At 55.2% G+C, this 14,688-nt stretch carries 15 protein-coding genes; 2 read left to right on the top strand and 13 right to left on the bottom strand.

Annotation, left to right across the window (positions count from 1 at the left end; translation table 11 throughout):
- The first annotated feature begins 66 nt into the window (after window positions 1–66).
- Window positions 67–825: a putative phage abortive infection protein gene (locus tag C1N84_RS15825; RefSeq protein WP_337023993.1), complete on the top strand. Its 759-nt coding sequence runs from the start codon at window positions 67–69 to the stop codon at window positions 823–825.
- Here C1N84_RS15825 and C1N84_RS15820 read toward each other — a convergent pair.
- Complete coding sequence (locus tag C1N84_RS15820; protein ID WP_394541667.1) at window positions 820–1,707, bottom strand: integrase domain-containing protein; 888 nt, start codon at window positions 1,705–1,707, stop codon at window positions 820–822. The two genes, C1N84_RS15825 and C1N84_RS15820, sit on opposite strands and share 6 nt — an antisense overlap.
- Before the next feature lie 702 nt (window positions 1,708–2,409).
- On the opposite strand from C1N84_RS15820, the gene C1N84_RS15815 reads away from it, so the two are divergent.
- Window positions 2,410–2,868, top strand: coding sequence for a hypothetical protein (locus C1N84_RS15815; RefSeq protein ID WP_264441655.1), 459 nt, complete (start codon window positions 2,410–2,412; stop codon window positions 2,866–2,868).
- Window positions 2,869–2,872: 4 nt separating this feature from the next.
- Here the strand turns inward: C1N84_RS15815 and C1N84_RS15810 are convergent, their stop codons facing one another.
- From C1N84_RS15810 to C1N84_RS15755, 12 genes are all read right to left on the bottom strand, one after another.
- Window positions 2,873–4,381: a conjugal transfer protein TraG N-terminal domain-containing protein gene (locus tag C1N84_RS15810; protein ID WP_264441654.1), complete on the bottom strand. Its 1,509-nt coding sequence runs from the start codon at window positions 4,379–4,381 to the stop codon at window positions 2,873–2,875.
- Complete coding sequence (locus tag C1N84_RS15805; RefSeq protein ID WP_264441653.1) at window positions 4,381–4,671, bottom strand: hypothetical protein; 291 nt, start codon at window positions 4,669–4,671, stop codon at window positions 4,381–4,383. Before C1N84_RS15805 ends, C1N84_RS15810 begins: the two co-directional genes overlap by 1 nt.
- Before the next feature lie 31 nt (window positions 4,672–4,702).
- Entirely contained in the window at window positions 4,703–6,118 is a 1,416-nt protein-coding gene (locus tag C1N84_RS15800) for an integrating conjugative element protein (protein ID WP_058959251.1), read from the bottom strand.
- Complete coding sequence (locus C1N84_RS15795; RefSeq protein WP_264441652.1) at window positions 6,115–7,077, bottom strand: TIGR03756 family integrating conjugative element protein; 963 nt, start codon at window positions 7,075–7,077, stop codon at window positions 6,115–6,117. The genes C1N84_RS15800 and C1N84_RS15795 overlap by 4 nt, the downstream gene beginning before the upstream one ends.
- Window positions 7,074–7,466, bottom strand: coding sequence for a TIGR03757 family integrating conjugative element protein (locus tag C1N84_RS15790; protein ID WP_058959253.1), 393 nt, complete (start codon window positions 7,464–7,466; stop codon window positions 7,074–7,076). Before C1N84_RS15790 ends, C1N84_RS15795 begins: the two co-directional genes overlap by 4 nt.
- Window positions 7,467–7,683: 217 nt before the next feature.
- Window positions 7,684–8,088, bottom strand: a complete 405-nt coding sequence (locus C1N84_RS15785; protein WP_058959254.1) for a hypothetical protein — start codon at window positions 8,086–8,088, stop codon at window positions 7,684–7,686.
- Between the two features lie 12 nt (window positions 8,089–8,100).
- On the bottom strand, window positions 8,101–10,905 hold the full coding sequence (locus tag C1N84_RS15780; RefSeq protein ID WP_374754029.1) for a conjugative transfer ATPase: 2,805 nt from the start codon (window positions 10,903–10,905) through the stop codon (window positions 8,101–8,103).
- Complete coding sequence (locus C1N84_RS15775; RefSeq protein WP_058959255.1) at window positions 10,905–11,318, bottom strand: TIGR03751 family conjugal transfer lipoprotein; 414 nt, start codon at window positions 11,316–11,318, stop codon at window positions 10,905–10,907. Before C1N84_RS15775 ends, C1N84_RS15780 begins: the two co-directional genes overlap by 1 nt.
- An 11-nt stretch (window positions 11,319–11,329) precedes the next feature.
- Window positions 11,330–12,820: a TIGR03752 family integrating conjugative element protein gene (locus C1N84_RS15770; RefSeq protein WP_058959256.1), complete on the bottom strand. Its 1,491-nt coding sequence runs from the start codon at window positions 12,818–12,820 to the stop codon at window positions 11,330–11,332.
- Entirely contained in the window at window positions 12,810–13,673 is an 864-nt protein-coding gene (locus tag C1N84_RS15765; RefSeq protein ID WP_394541666.1) for a TIGR03749 family integrating conjugative element protein, read from the bottom strand. Before C1N84_RS15765 ends, C1N84_RS15770 begins: the two co-directional genes overlap by 11 nt.
- Window positions 13,673–14,329, bottom strand: coding sequence for a PFL_4703 family integrating conjugative element protein (locus C1N84_RS15760; RefSeq protein ID WP_058959258.1), 657 nt, complete (start codon window positions 14,327–14,329; stop codon window positions 13,673–13,675). The genes C1N84_RS15765 and C1N84_RS15760 overlap by 1 nt, the downstream gene beginning before the upstream one ends.
- Window positions 14,326–14,688 carry a TIGR03750 family conjugal transfer protein gene (locus tag C1N84_RS15755; protein ID WP_034892368.1) on the bottom strand — a complete coding sequence of 121 codons (363 nt, stop codon included), beginning with the start codon at window positions 14,686–14,688 and terminating at the stop codon, window positions 14,326–14,328. Before C1N84_RS15755 ends, C1N84_RS15760 begins: the two co-directional genes overlap by 4 nt.

Below are 14,688 nucleotides of genomic sequence, written 5' to 3'. Positions count from 1 at the left end.
GTGAAGCTGTCGAAACTTTCTTGATATTAATTGACATGTATTACTAAAGCAAGGAAGACATACCCCATGAAAAAACATTTCCAAATATATGGTCCAAGATATTTATACATCATACTTATATTAATAGTGATACTGTATGCAATTTTTGTTTTATATAAAACAAGACCCATTGATGTTTATTCTATGGAAAGAGCTGGCATGTTTGGAGATAGCTTCGGGGTGATAACATGCCTATTTACTGCATTAGGATTTGTTGGGCTACTGATCAACCTAAGAGAGCAGTCCTCAAATAATAAGCGTCAAGTATTTGAAAATCATTTTTTTCAGATGTTAAATCATCTTAATGAAATAACTAAAGATATTAATGTTAGCGAGTACAATCCAATATTAATGCGCGATGAAGAAACTGTCGGGCGGGCAACATTTAAAACCATGAATGATGCATTGAAAGTAAAATATAAATTTAAAAAAATAGAGCTTTCTGAAGATTTATTTAATAGGGGTTATTTGAGCTCTCAGTATGAGCGATTCTGGGATGAATATGGAAGGCATCTTGGTCATTACTTTAGATGGTTGTATCACTTAATGGGGTTCGTAGATAAGTCAGAATACAACGACAAGGATTTCTATATTAAGCTCATTTGCGCTCAATTATCAAACCAAGAGTTGGTGCTACTTTTTTATAATTCTTCATTTGTGAGAGGAGATACATTTAAACCACTCTTGATTAAGTATCAAATTATGAGCAATACAGAAAAAGAAGATCTCGCTAATAGTAGCCACAGCTTACTGATACCCGAACTGAAATTTTGGAATAAACTATAAGTTATATATTTTAGCTATGTAATTACCTCTTCCGTCCCCATGTCCCAAATCCATCGAAACCATCGCCTCAGCTTCCTTCCTGCTGAGGCCGTTTTTCATATGCCACTCGGTAGCCTCTCGAGAATATGCATATCTCAAACTATGCGGTGCTTCTTTGCCCGTTAGTCCAGAATTTCTGACCACATTTCGGTATCGCTCGATCGCGCTCCTAAGCCCAGCTGTATCAACTAACTTGCCGCTATGTTCTGCCGAATACGCTACTGCTGCATTCAAGCTTCGCACCAGTTCATCGCGCTTGACGACCGTAGTATCTCTCGGTCTACCACCTTTCGTACCAAACACGACGCGCAACCGTTCATCCCCACGCGCCAGCGCCTGCTGCCACGTCTTTAGTGATTTAGCCGACTGCACCGCTTCTTCCGTTCGCAATCCGATATAACGCGCAATCTCCATCGCCAACGCGACACCTTCGTCTTTACTACGTACGAGGGCGAGCGCCTCGTGAAAGCGCTCGTCCGTAATCGCCGTCTTTGATCCGGCTCGACTGGCACCTGACAGATTGAGAGCATCGTTACTCAACTTTTCATGCTTCGGATCGGCAAGTTTAGTTCTGCCTGCAGTGGTCAGAATCGCGCGCAGCGCCGCCATTTCGTTCTGCAGCGTGCGTTTTGAGATATCATCCGCCAGACGGTTACGCACGTAATGCTCGATGTGATGGGTCTTGATATGGTTCACGTCCCTGATCTGGATATTGAGTTTCAACATCTGCTCGGCCAGCCGTGCTGCTATGCGCGAACGATCGGCAACGGTTTTAAAACTGCCGCCAGATTGTCTGGCCAACGTCACCAGCTGTTTGCTGAACTGCTTATTTCCTCGCGACATACATCCTCCAAATAAACATCTCTACCCCGACGGCACGGTTTCAGGTTGCGCTTCCTGCGTCTCAGCGGATATCTGTGCATCGGGGCGGCGAAATGTTGAGTTGTTGCGAGGTCTCCACAGCTCTCAGAGCTGATCGCGGCTAATGCCGGTTCCTGATTTCTCAGGACGCCTCCGTCCGTCAGGGTCGCTGACGTCGCCTTGATATCGCGTTGAATTTCTCCTCAAATAAGTTGCCAACGTTCACTGAATGCTGGGGTGGTTGATGGTTGTAATAACGAATTACGTGTTGGTCAGACGGTAAGCGTCGTCGCAGAAGTCCGTATTACGTGGTGTTGACGTATACGCGCTGCGCGCGTCACTTGGTTGTTGCTACGCGCCAACGCAAGTGACGCCGCGCAACTTCTGCCTGTATTTGCGAGGTTCGTTCGTCGCCAAATGTTCCAAATGGCGGAAACGATCACGCAAACTGGCCGTGCGCTGTAGCTCGTATCGATGGGATGAAGTTTATTGAACCGTAGTGATGTAGTGGAAACCTTGGACGTTGCTTTTGCCCGCTACTTGCAAAGGTTGAGTAGCTTTGCCGGTTATCCCGGATGCAGCCGCCAAATGGCGTTTCTCACAGGCTGCTGAAACTTTCGCTGATGACCGCCGCTGGGGTGCCCCTTTCAGGTCATGAGGGCTTTGTTGGTTGCGTAAACAACTATGGCAACGATTAAAACACTAGCAATATCGCCAGAAATGGTCAAACTTAAATCAAATTGCAAGCCTTGCAATGGGCAGCAGATTTGTACCGAAAGGGTGAATTTTCATATGGGGGAAGTGATGAACAACAACAGGAAGTCACAACATAATTTCATTCATGTGATATTTGGAAAGTCTTCGGCTGCTTTAAGTTCACTATCGATGACTGTCAGCCGCAGGCTGAATGTTCGGTTTAATTTGGCAAAAACAGTGCTTCTATTTTTACTAATACTTTTAGCTTTGAGCATTATCTCAGGTAGTGTTTTCGCTATGGCTATCTCAATAGCAATTGGAACCGCAATCTGCGGAGTAAACGTATTTCCTTCTTCTACAAATAAAGAGGGTGCAGAAAAACAAGAAAATGACCACAATTACGGTTCCAATGGCTCTAATGGATCTGATGGTTCAACTGGCTCATAATTTACTATGAGATTTTAGAGCTAATTGTTTCACCAGCACTACCAGCTGCATTTTTAACACTTGATGCACCATCACTTGCCATCCGTGCTATTTCACCAATTCTTATTCCTGCCCATGAAAATGCAGCCATCCACAACGCAGGCAACACAATAAACATCGCCCCCATAACAAAGTTCATAATCAAATCATCAGAGCTATTCTGGAAGCCAGCCGCATTCCAGCGGCTATGCGTATCAGAACTATAAAGGGCTTCCATCAGCCAGCTATCCAGCCAGCGCGCCAGTTCCCACCAGAATGTCAGGAAATTAAGCGCGAACACCACAAAGCTGACGGTAATAACAGTTTTAAATTCATAACTACCGAACGCCAATATCAATGGAAGCATCACGTAAATGGCCATCAATAATAAAGCCTGAACCATCGGTAATGCCTGGCGCATCGCATCGAATGCCGGAAACGCAGCTAAGCTGCCTAATGACATTCCCGCAATACCACCAATGCGGCTGGCGGAGTTATCCAACGTGAAATCAGCATTGCCGCCATAACCGGCATAGGTGCGGCCATTCTGCGAAACGGTCAAACTCTCCGGGCTCACAAGGCGGCGAACAATGCTCTCTTTGTATTCGGTGTTGTCCTTGCCCATCATTTTCAATGCAGCTGACATGCGCAGCCACATGCCAGGTGACGCCTGATCGACTACACGCGCCTCCAATCCGGTGTCAGCGCTGGACCACCATTCGCGGCAGGTTGGATAGCCGCCGCGCCCGGTGTCCGGTCTGCCGCTGTCGCGGCTCTCGTTCCAGGGGAATGACGCGCGTGGCGTCTTCGACTGCAGCTGATCGTAATAGCCGCTGCCGTTCAAAAATGTACTGCTACCCAACCACTCAACATCGCGTAGCTCGTCTTCTTCTTTCGTTTGCCCCTGATCCTGTTGCTTCCATAGGTAGAGCGCCAGTGCATAGCAATCGTTAGTGAAGTCCTGCAGTTCGGCGGCGAGCGCCGGATTACTGATGCGGGTGTGCTGAACTTCAAAGCGCAGCTGACGTAAATCCGGGCGGCAGGGAATGGTGGCCACAGCTGCCTGAGTGATGCCTTTGGACAGCTTGTGCATCAGCACCCACCAAATTGGCGCTGCTGCCGTTTGCCCGTCCATGCTGCTGATGATCGTCGAATAACCGCTTTTATCTGGCGCTTTGGGCGTCCAGGTGCCGCAGCTCTTGGAGCGGGATTCATCGTATTGAATGCTGTCTAGGCTGACGTTGATGATCGGCAGGCAGCAAATCAGCATCACAAAAAACGCGCTGTAGAGCGCGTTCTCGATGCGCGGCAATGAAAGCTTGCCTTTATTGCCTTCGTCATCGCCTTCTTCGCGCACCTTGAGCCAGATCCCCACCACTTTGAACACCAAAGGCAGCTCGAACAGACCGGTGGCGATCAGCAGATTCCAGATGCCGTTGTTGATGATCCAACCCAGCAGGGTGAGGAAAAATTCCAGATAGCTATTCGTCGTCATCAGTGGCCTCCCGTTGAGGCATAAAGCACCCATTCCATAATGGCGATATAGAGCGCGCCAATGCCGCCAATGCGCAGAATGGCGCGCCGCCACACGGGATCTGATTTCTTGCGCTGCCAGCACTGGAAGGTGAAGTAAGCCGTCACCGCATAGATAATCAGCCGCCACGTCAGCCAGAGCACCCATGTTTTCTCAAACCAGCGCATCAACTGTGCCGGTGCATCCGGTGACTCGCTGGCTGACATTACCGTCGCAATCACTACGCAGAAAATCGCAGTGAACGACACCATGCACGCGAGAACCTTCAGGAATTTACGCATCTCACTCCTCCCCGGATGGCGCGGAAAGCTGATTGAAGCGCGAATCAGTGTTCTCATGCGGCTGGCGCTGCGGATTCGTTGTGGCGCGATTGTTTTCGCGGTCAATGATGGTCAGCACGGAGTTACGCGCCAGTTCGCGCTTCAGCTCCATTTCATTCTTGAGCGCATTGATTTCCCGATCGAGCGACTCCACGCGGCGATCGCCTTCCTGCAGCGCTTCAGGCATTGCGGCTGCATTCGGCTCCGATTGGCCGGTCACGATCATGCGGCGCATCAGCAGCGCAGTTTCAACAGTGTCAGCCATTGCCAGTTCACCCGCCAGACGGCCAACCAGCGCCGCATTGTCCGGGTCGCGCTGTAGCGCTTTGATCACACCGCTGGTGATCGCCAGACTGCCGGTGCGCAATTTCGCCAGGTTCTCGGCGTTGGGTTTTTCCGCACCATTAACCAGCTTCACCAGTTGCTCGCCATTGATGCGCGTGGCTTCTTCCAGCATCGGTGAAAAGCCGGTTCCGGCGACGCTGGCGCCAGGTTGCTGATCGATATCGCCATCGGTGCATTGCGCGGCATCTTTACAGGTGCGAATCGAGCGATCGCCCAGCACTTTTACCACTGCAGCCGCTGCTTCTTCGGAGCTGGAGAACTTACCGCAGCTGCCACCCGTGCAGCTGTCGCCGCTGACGCTGCCGGTGCTGTTGACCGGCAGATTATTCATCATGTTGTAGCCAGCGGCAGACAGGTCATGAGTCGGACGGATCGCGCGCTGGCCGCGACCACCGCGTTTTTCACCGCCAACCCAGTTGCTGCCTGATTCTCCCGTCACTTTTTCACCGGCATCGTTCACGCGTATCGCATCCGCATCGCCGCTGTTTACCAGCTTTTTGTACTCATCCATCGCGGCCTGCTGCGTCCACTTGCTGGAGTCGGAGAAATCCACCATGCGCTTCGCCATGTTCTGGCAATTGAGCTGAGCTTTGTCGAATGCCACATTGGCCTGCAGCACACCGTTGGTGAGCATTTCATACAGGCCGGGATTAGCGCGCTGGATCACCATCGCGGGCAAACTGGCCACTGCGCCGGTTGCACCCTGAACCACATCGCCCATCAGGTTTTTGAAGCCGTTGGTCATCCCATTGAGCTGATTGCCGACAGTGGTTTTCAGGTCGAAGTTGCCGCACTGCAGATCTGAACTCCAGCCAACGTCCAGCCCCAGCTTGCGCATGTTGCTGCGCGTCGCCGGTTGCGATATCACCGAGCCGCCGCCGAGGGTATAAAACAACTTGTCCGAAACCGCGCCGCTGGCACTCTTGCCATAACCCATGCTGCTGTCCTGAACCTGCGGCAGTGAAACGTCAAACGCCTGGGCGCTGGTTGCGATCAGCAACGCAGACGCCGTAAACCAGATGCGCGCGATCATGATTCACCTCCAAAATCGGTGCTGTAAAGGAAGGTCTGGCCGCGTCGTTTACAACAGCTGTAAGGCTGCCAGAGCGCGAAGGCTTGATTTCCATCAACGGCTGCAGTGAAGTTGCCATCCGGGAATACGGCGCAGTTTTCGCTGAGCTGCGGAGACAACCTCTGCCATTTGTGGTTTTTGAATCCGGTATTTTCCTCAACCGGCCCGGGCGGCCAGTAGCCGGGAGAAGGATTTCCTTTGAGGGTTTGATAGACGTGCGGCTGGCCGGTGCGGGTGATGATGTCGGCTACGCGCTGCGCCACCACGGCGGCGGCTTTGTCGTCATCGGTCTGCGTAACAAAGCCCGATCGCGGATAGACGTTGCTCCACATATTGGCCGTTGCCTGGCTGCCGATTTCGCGCATGCCTGGCACCAGTGCTTCCGGGTAAAGCGATTCAGGTATGCCGCTGCGCCACGCCAGCGTATCGAGTGTACTGAGTAAATAAGGATTCAGTGGCGTCGCTGCGCTCTCGCAGGAGTAGCCGGAGATGCTGCCGCCAATCAGCGAAGTAGCCGGATGGCCAATTGCGTCAGCGTATTTGAAGTGCAGATTGGTTTTACGTTTACCCGGCGCTTTCAGCTCCTCATTGCCGCCACCGGCTTGCACGCCGTACATACCGTTTTCAAGCCCGCCAGCCGTCTGACTGACGAACGCCATTTCCTTCCAGGGATTCGCGCCGGGTTGGGCATACGTTGAAACCACTGCTTCCGGGATAAAGTGCGTCACTTTAACCGATGTGCGCACCTTGCAGCCCCACGGTGTGCAGAACAGCCAGTAACAGATGCCGCTGACTCGCCAACTGATGCAGGACGGCGACACCGCGCTGGCGATGATCTGCGCGCTGGTGATCGCGGATTCGGCTGCCGGTTGCATCGCGGCAAACAGCAGCGCGGTAGTGGCCAGCTTCGCGCGCATCATGGGTGGCCACCTTGTGCCCGGATGTTTTTCGCCAGGTCCACATCGGTTGTGCCATACACCACGTCCACATCATCGAAGACCACCGCCGGGTATTTTTCAATTCCCAACTTCCACGCCGCGATAACGCCGCGCCAGGCTTCCACCAACTGCTGCTGTTGATCCGCGCTCATGCGCTGCAGGCCGCTTTTGGCATCCTGCGCAGCAGCTGCGGGTTCACTGCTGAGCTGGCCAAACATTGCATTCTGTTGCCGATCGGGCGCATCGAGAAACACTATGCGCGTATCGGCATCAGCATTAATGGCCGGATGGCCAGCCGTGGTGAACACGGTGATGGCGGCAAAACCGGGAGATATTGAGCAAAGGAACAAGAGTGGGATCAGCGACTTCATCAGACTTACTCCACAAAGTGAGAGAAGCCATAACGGTGCGCCGGATGTGAGTCGAGTACAGCAAACAACTCTGTGTCGGATGAAGGGAATTAAATGTCCCCGGCCCGAAGGGGTGCAGAACAACTACGCCAGGTAGGTGTAACCTTTGGGTCGGGGACGGTGCAGACTATGCAAATTCTGGCACGACTTCACAAGCGAGAGTGCTCCGAAACAGGCGTCATTTCGTGTGCTTTGCTGAAAGTTTATGCGCCAGATAAAGCTGGAGATACAGCAGATCGGCGGCGTCAACAATGGTCATGTACCAGCGCGGGTGGTGATAGTCATCTTCTGTTGGCCAGCTCAGATGGCTATTCACTGTAATCAGCAGATCAATCGAGCTGCATAGCTTACCTTTGAAGTGCAGCGCGAGGCAGGAATGGCTGCCGACGCGCTGCGGATGGCTGGTGATTTTTACGGGCGGATTCACGCGCGAACGGATTTCATCACACAATCTGTCGAGCAGCGCCAGATCGCTGGCGAGAATTTCCGGTTCGCCCTGCGGCATCAGCGTGAATAGCGTGCGCGCCGCCTTGAGGGAAATCGTGGTGGTAATGCGGGGAATGGGATATTTGAGTTCCAGCATAAAGCTCCCGGTTTAAGCGGCGGCTGACTTGAGGCCGCGCGCCGCATCGAGCTGGCGGGCAACGATCACTGCAGCTTCCAGTTCGCTACAGTTATGTTGTCTCATCAGCTTGCGGCGTTCGGCTTTTTCCTCTTTCTCGGTCATGCCAAGAGCGAGGTACAGGCTGGGCGGCACAGCCCGGAACAGCGCTTCAGTTTTCTTCGACAGCACAACACCTTCGGTGTAACAGCGCGGCAGCTTACTGGCGGAAAGCAGCACCGATTTTTGCTCATCGCTCAGCTTCTTGAAACGCGCGATTTGCTCCACTTCATCAGGCGGCATCGTCAGGCACAGCCACCATTCGGCCATGTTCAGCATCTTCTCGGCGATGTCCGGGTAATCCGCCAGATTCTGCGTCGCCATCCACAGCCAGGCACCGAGCTTACGCCACATTTTGACCACTTTGGTCATGTACGGCGACAGCAGCGGATTGGTAGTGGTGATGTGTGCTTCATCAATGGCAAAGACGATTTCGCGGTCGAGATACTGATCGCGCTCAGCGATGTTGTTAATGGTGTTCACCAGGGAAACCATCGCCAGCGCCATCTGCGCGCCATAGTTCTCGCGCGCCAGCGTACCCAAATCGATAAGCGTGACATCAGCCTCCGGCCACGGCGTGCCGGGGCGGTTAAACAGCTCACCTTCGAAGCCGCTGGTAAACATCGACATCGCACCGGCCATCTCATCGGCACGCGCGCGACGGCGTTCGGTCAGCAAAGGCTGGCCGCTGCTGTCCACGCTGTTATCACGCGCGATGGCAAACAGCGCGGTCTGCAGATCTTCAGCAATCATCTGGCGCGATTCGTCGTAGCTAGTCTGCGCCGCCATCATAATGGCTTCACGGATCAGGCCACGGTCAGAGCGTGTTAACCGTTCCTCTTCGCGCTTTTCGCCACCGGTGATCATCATGCGCGCGGCGATTTCCATCTCGCCGAGAATGTCGCGCTGTTCATCGCCATCGTCTTCATCGGCGTCAGGGATATCAGCTTCGTTGAGCTGCAGCTGCTCCGGTTTGAGGTCGAGCAACTGATGCGCGTCGGCGAACAGCGCCAGGCTGACACCGCAGCCGGGACGAATGCTGATTTTATTCACCGTCAGGCCAAGGCTTTCGCAATAGTCTGCATACAGGCCAAACGAGTTACCGGCTTCAGCAATAAACAGACGTGGGCGATGAATGGCCATCAGCTGGGAAAGCGTCGCACAGAGCGTGGCAGACTTGCCCGCACCGGTTGGTCCGAACAGCAGCATATGCGCATTCTGCGTGCGGTCCTGTTTATTCATCGGGTCGAAGGTCAGCGGTTCACCGCCGCGATTGAAGAAGCTGAAGCCGGGATGACCGCTGCCGGTGGCGCGGCCAGTCACCGGCAGCAAACCAGCCAGATGCTGCACCCACGTCAGGCGCGTGTACCAGTGGCGGCGATCTTTCTGAGGATTGAAGCACATCGGCAGTGCGCGCAGCCAGGTGTTCAGCGGCGATACGTTATATTCCGGTCGAACCGGCTGCAAGCCAGCGGTCAGCAGAACCGCCGACATGTTTTGCTGGCGTCGGTTGAGGTCTGCCAGATCGTTGCCGCGCAGCATGAAAGTCAGCGCGCCGCGATAAAGCTTGTGACGGCGGCCAAGATACTCTTTCACTTCGCGCACATCCTCGCGCACGCGCCCGGATTCGGTGTTTTCACCCACGGCGTTTTTGGCCAGCTTGATGAAGTCGCTTTCCAGCACGTCCTGCGGCTGGGAAACGATGGTCAGTGAAACCACTGTGCCTTCAGGCAGCAGATCCATTAGCGCGTTAATGTGCTCGCCGCGCGCCATTTCGCCCGTCAGCATGCCGGGTTCAGGCGGGCGGCGCAGACGCTCAATGGCAATGGCGCGATGCGGCTTACCGTCGAACCACCACATGCCGTTCTCCACATCCGAACGCGGCGGCGTGTACCACAGCGTTTCGGCAAAATCGTTGGTCATCGGCAGCTCGTCAGCTTGCGCATCATGATGTTTCGCGGCGGCGTAAAACGCTTCTTTGCTCAAACCATGCTGCGGATCGGGATTGAACAGGCGCAGCAGCCATTCATGAATCTGTGCGCCGGTTTGGCGCTGGCAGGCAACGCCAGACGCACCGAGTGATGCCGCCAGCCGGTCGCAAACCTGATTAAGCATGGTTACAGGTGGCAGCGCGTGAACATCTTTCACACCTTTGGCAGCACCAGGCACCCAGCGATAAATCACCATGCGCGTGCGGCGCTGCTGCCCGCGCCACGGCTGACCAGTGACCAGCGTGTCGCGGAACAAGCCGGTTGGAATGGCGATGTCCCGCAAATGGCGCTCGGTTTCACTCAGCCAGGCGTTGGTGAATTCAGTGCCGCGCGCCCAGGGTTTTACGTACTCTTTGACCGTGTTCAGATAGGGCGAGGGATCGTCTTCATCCTGACAAAAGAACTGCACCACCCACGGCGAGATATCGTCTTCTTCCAGGCTGTCCTGCAGCGCATCTTCCACCTGATCGCGGATTTCCTCCAGGCGCGCGGCGGTGCGCCCCTCGGATGAAATCGGCGTGATGGTATAAACCGCGCCGACCGAAACGCCATCATCAAGCAGCAGGCATTTATCTTCCGGCAGATACTCGGCCCAAGGCAGGTAATCAATGATGGAAGGTTTGGCGTGATACAGCGCGGCTTCATCCTGCACCGTCATTTTGCCGGGGCGCGGCAGTGGCTGCGGCTGACTGCTTTCAGGGAGGTTGCTGGCTTCTGAAGCGGGCTTTTTAAACAGGGAAAACATCATTACAGATCCTCCGTGCGCTCACCCGGCAAGGCGTACTGCACCTGGCTGTAAAACGGAAACACCGTGCTGTAGCCGGGAACCGGCGAGTTGCCACCGGCAAGATGCGGAAACACGTACATCACCATGTCGGGATTCGGCAGGCGCGGGAATTGTTGCGTGATCTCACTTTCCTGCGTGCGGCTGTATGAATGGTCGAGTTTGTCGGCACGCTGATCTTCCGTTTCACTCAGCGGGCGGCGCAGCGCTTCACGTCCCTGCGCACCACGCTGAGCCGAACCGCTCGCGCCTTTGCCTTGCCACAGCTCCAGCATGTTGCTGTCGCCCGCTGGCAGCATTTCATCTTTCGACGTGCTGCAGCCTGAAAGAACTGAAACCAGCGTGGCGAACACGACCGGCATAAATGCTCTGTTCATTCGCAATCCCCTTAGTCCAGTCCGATGCGCGCGGCATTACCCGGCACGCTGAAGTCGTAACGCACTTTGCGGCCTTTATCTTCGTAATCGATCGCCAGCTGCTGCGTGATGTGAACGGCCAGATTCGCGCCGGGCGGTACATACACCGCGTCGAACGTCTGCCCATAACGCTGTTTCACCCATTCGGAAACATCACCGACGCCACCGGCAATCGCTTTGCCCATCGCGGCCTGTCCGGCATCACCGGTGAGCGTAGAGGTCACGCCGCCGTAAGCGTTGGTTTGCCCGGTACGCTGATTTTCGTTGAGCGCTTCACCGGCAGCGGCAGCGCCGGAAAGTGCGAAGAGCGTTGGCAGGTAAGTTGATGCGTTGGATTTACGCGTGCCGCTGATGCAGGGAATACCGGCCTCATCCGAGATCCAGCCGATGCCGCCATCCTGCTTCTTGCTACCATCCTGGCCGTTGCTCTTACCGTTGTTATCCGGGCGCGGCAGCGTGCGAACCCGGCCATCACTGAAGACGAAGGTGATGGAATTCACCTGGCCACGTACGCAGGAAAGCGTCCAGTCGCCTGACGCGGTGCCGGAAACAATCGCGCCTTCCACATCGGGCAGCTCGATGCCGTTGGCAGTGAGGTTGTCGCGGCCAATCAGCACTTTGAACGGATAAGGATCGGTGACGGTGCCATTAATCGGCACGCGGCCCAGCAGTGCGGTCATGCCTTTGCTGCCAATCAGCGTGGAGTTTTCCGGCAGCGTATAAACCGGCTCAGTGCTTTCCTCTTCTTTCTGGCTGTTGGAGTAGCCTTTCACCTTTTGCTCGTAGTTGCTTTTGCTCTTACTCAGCGCGTTATCGCCGAGGAACGATGTCGGGAATCCACCGATTGCCGCTTTGCCATCGGCGGGAGCTGAACCCGCGCCCGTGCCGCTGCTGCGCTGATCGCTGGGTGAAACCCACATCACGCCATCATTAGTGTTGCCACTGGCAACATCATCCAGACCGAGCCCCAGTGGAATATCGCTGTTGTTCTGATCCTGCTTATCAGACGCCATGCGCTTGGCCAACTGGTTGCTCAGCTCCTGCACTTTGCTGGTCAGGGATTGCTGTTCCTGCTGCAGCTGCTGGCGGCGGTCTTCGGCAAGTTTTTGGTAATTCGCCACCGCCTCATTAACCTGACCAGCAACGTTCTGGTTACGCGTGCGCAGGCGGTCATTCTCTTTCACCAGATTGAGGTTCTGGCGGTCGAGCGTTTCCTGCTTACCGCGAATGGTTTTCAGCGTGCCAACCAGCGTGCGCAGCGTGTCTTCCGGCGTATCGCCCTCGACGCCCAGCGCCTTGAGCTCGGCAGGCGTCAGATCGGCCAGCGCTTTGGGCTTTTCTGGCGTGGCGCTGGTTTTCTCAGTTTCATTCTTGATGCTGCAACTTTTCATGCCCACCGCGACGCCCGCGAGCAGGAAGACCGGCACCAGCACTTTGACCAGCGTGTTCGATTTAATCTGCATGGTGTTTACCTCGCGCTTTGCGGCTCACCTTCGCTTCTGGAATCAATGCGTTTTCGGGGCGCGAATCCATCACCAGATAGAGCATGGTAGTGTCTTCAGGCGTGCCGACTAAACCGAGGAAACGGTGCTGGAAAGTGGCGGAAACAAACTTGCCCTGCAGCGAGCGGGGATCGAGAACGATTTTACGGCTGGTCATGTTGCGCACGCGAAACGCCACCACGTTCTGGCTTTGCACCGCCCATGCGGCGATAGGCTGGATCTCTAACGGTTCAGCGGGATAGAGCGTGGTAACACGGCTGGGTAAATGTAGCGGCAGCGAACGCACGCCGGGAACCGGCTCAACCGTGCGCAGCGGCGCATACAATCGCTGCGACGCGTAACGCGTGAGCAGCACCGGCAGCGGCGCAGAATAACTGACTTTCTTCTCTTCTTTGGCGACTTCAGCTTGCTCAGGACTGGCTTCAGCCTCGCTGTCGCCAGCTTCATAAACCAGCTTTACCGACTCGGCAGAGCCTTTCGCGCCTGCGGTGACATCGAGCATGATGATCTCGCCGTTCTCCACATCCTGCAGCTGGACGCGGGTCTGGGAAAACGCTTCGTTCGCTTTCAGGTACACCGCGCCGCCGGTGCTTAGCACGCGCAGCTTACCCTTCAGCGCTGGCGCGATGCCTACGCGCACGTTTTTATCGACGAATACCACACGCTCCTGGCCAACCTTGAGCGTGACCTGCAACGGGATGCGCTCCCACTTCATCAATTCAACTGCCTGAACCGGATTCGGTGTAAGTGTTGCCACTGGCAACACCGCGAACATCAGCCTGCAGGCAACATGCAATCTGGTGAGCGTATTCATCAAAACATCCCCTTATGCTCAGGCTTAGGTGCAGGCGGCGCGGCCTCCAGACGCTGCGGCATGCCGTCGTAGCAATCCAGCGCCAGGCCAAACTGATTCGTTTCGGGATCGCCATTCCAGCGCGTGACCTTCATCGGGTAGCGCACCATCGCGCGCTTAACCGGCTCGGTATGGAAATACTCGTCGGCTACCAAATCCAGCCGCGCAACCCAGTTGTCGCGGTCGCGCACAGTGACGCTTTTGGTGCTGTAGCCGCGCTCGGGGATTTCGTACACCACGCGCACGCGGTCAATCAGCTCGTTGCGGTTGGTGCGCTCGGTGGCATCTCTTTCCAGAAAGTCTTTGCAGCCCGGCGTCAGGTAAGGCGACAGCGCCCGAATTTTGGCGGGGTAATCCACCTCACCGTTTTTTGGCCAGGCATTAAGCTGCTGGAAAATATAGAAGGCAAAGGCGTAAACCGATGACGGCGGCACTTCCCACCAGGGGCGCGTGCTGCCGGTGCGCAAGTCTGGCGGGTTATGAATGGTCATGCTGCGTGGCGCTAGCATCCAGCCAGATGACGTGATCAGCACCAACAGAATGAGGAAAGCGCAGGCGATGCGCAGCGACTTGATGTGCTGATCGCTGCGTTGAATAGCGTTGCGGAACTGGCTCATTTTCCGGCTCCCTTAGGTGTACGGCGCAAGGACCAGCTGTGTGAGCTGATGATGAGAGAACGATCGCCATAGCCCATCCGGCGTTTCTTCTCCTCCAGCCGCTGCCAGATGTAGTTTTCAGGCTTGCCGCGTTTAAGGCGGGCCATCCAGCGCCCGCCAAACGCAATGAGTAGCAGCGGCATGAGCAGCATCCCGGTCGGGATGATGACCCAGCCGACCAGTGGAAAAAACGGCAGACACACCACGCCACCAACCGCTAATCCAATCAATGCCGCCAGCCCCAATTCCGGCGTGGTGAAACCGCGAAACACGACAGGTTCGGCATTCAGTCGATCGGGCAGGAAACGGATGGTCTGCAT

The organism is Pantoea sp. SGAir0418, assembly GCF_043529865.1.
The sequence above is the reverse complement of the archived record's forward strand: the minus strand, read 5'-3'. Positions and strand labels throughout refer to the sequence as shown.

Coding starts and splice junctions, on each gene's coding strand:
- C1N84_RS15825 (WP_337023993.1), top strand. CDS start 67: ATGAAAAAACATTTCCAAATATATGGTCCAAGATATTTATACATCATA.
- C1N84_RS15820 (WP_394541667.1), bottom strand. CDS start 1,707: ATGTCGCGAGGAAATAAGCAGTTCAGCAAACAGCTGGTGACGTTGGCC.
- C1N84_RS15815 (WP_264441655.1), top strand. CDS start 2,410: ATGGCAACGATTAAAACACTAGCAATATCGCCAGAAATGGTCAAACTT.
- C1N84_RS15810 (WP_264441654.1), bottom strand. CDS start 4,381: ATGACGACGAATAGCTATCTGGAATTTTTCCTCACCCTGCTGGGTTGG.
- C1N84_RS15805 (WP_264441653.1), bottom strand. CDS start 4,671: ATGGTGTCGTTCACTGCGATTTTCTGCGTAGTGATTGCGACGGTAATG.
- C1N84_RS15800 (WP_058959251.1), bottom strand. CDS start 6,118: ATGATCGCGCGCATCTGGTTTACGGCGTCTGCGTTGCTGATCGCAACC.
- C1N84_RS15795 (WP_264441652.1), bottom strand. CDS start 7,077: ATGATGCGCGCGAAGCTGGCCACTACCGCGCTGCTGTTTGCCGCGATG.
- C1N84_RS15790 (WP_058959253.1), bottom strand. CDS start 7,466: ATGAAGTCGCTGATCCCACTCTTGTTCCTTTGCTCAATATCTCCCGGT.
- C1N84_RS15785 (WP_058959254.1), bottom strand. CDS start 8,088: ATGCTGGAACTCAAATATCCCATTCCCCGCATTACCACCACGATTTCC.
- C1N84_RS15780 (WP_374754029.1), bottom strand. CDS start 10,905: ATGATGTTTTCCCTGTTTAAAAAGCCCGCTTCAGAAGCCAGCAACCTC.
- C1N84_RS15775 (WP_058959255.1), bottom strand. CDS start 11,318: ATGAACAGAGCATTTATGCCGGTCGTGTTCGCCACGCTGGTTTCAGTT.
- C1N84_RS15770 (WP_058959256.1), bottom strand. CDS start 12,820: ATGCAGATTAAATCGAACACGCTGGTCAAAGTGCTGGTGCCGGTCTTC.
- C1N84_RS15765 (WP_394541666.1), bottom strand. CDS start 13,673: ATGAATACGCTCACCAGATTGCATGTTGCCTGCAGGCTGATGTTCGCG.
- C1N84_RS15760 (WP_058959258.1), bottom strand. CDS start 14,329: ATGAGCCAGTTCCGCAACGCTATTCAACGCAGCGATCAGCACATCAAG.
- C1N84_RS15755 (WP_034892368.1), bottom strand. CDS start 14,688: ATGCAGACCATCCGTTTCCTGCCCGATCGACTGAATGCCGAACCTGTC.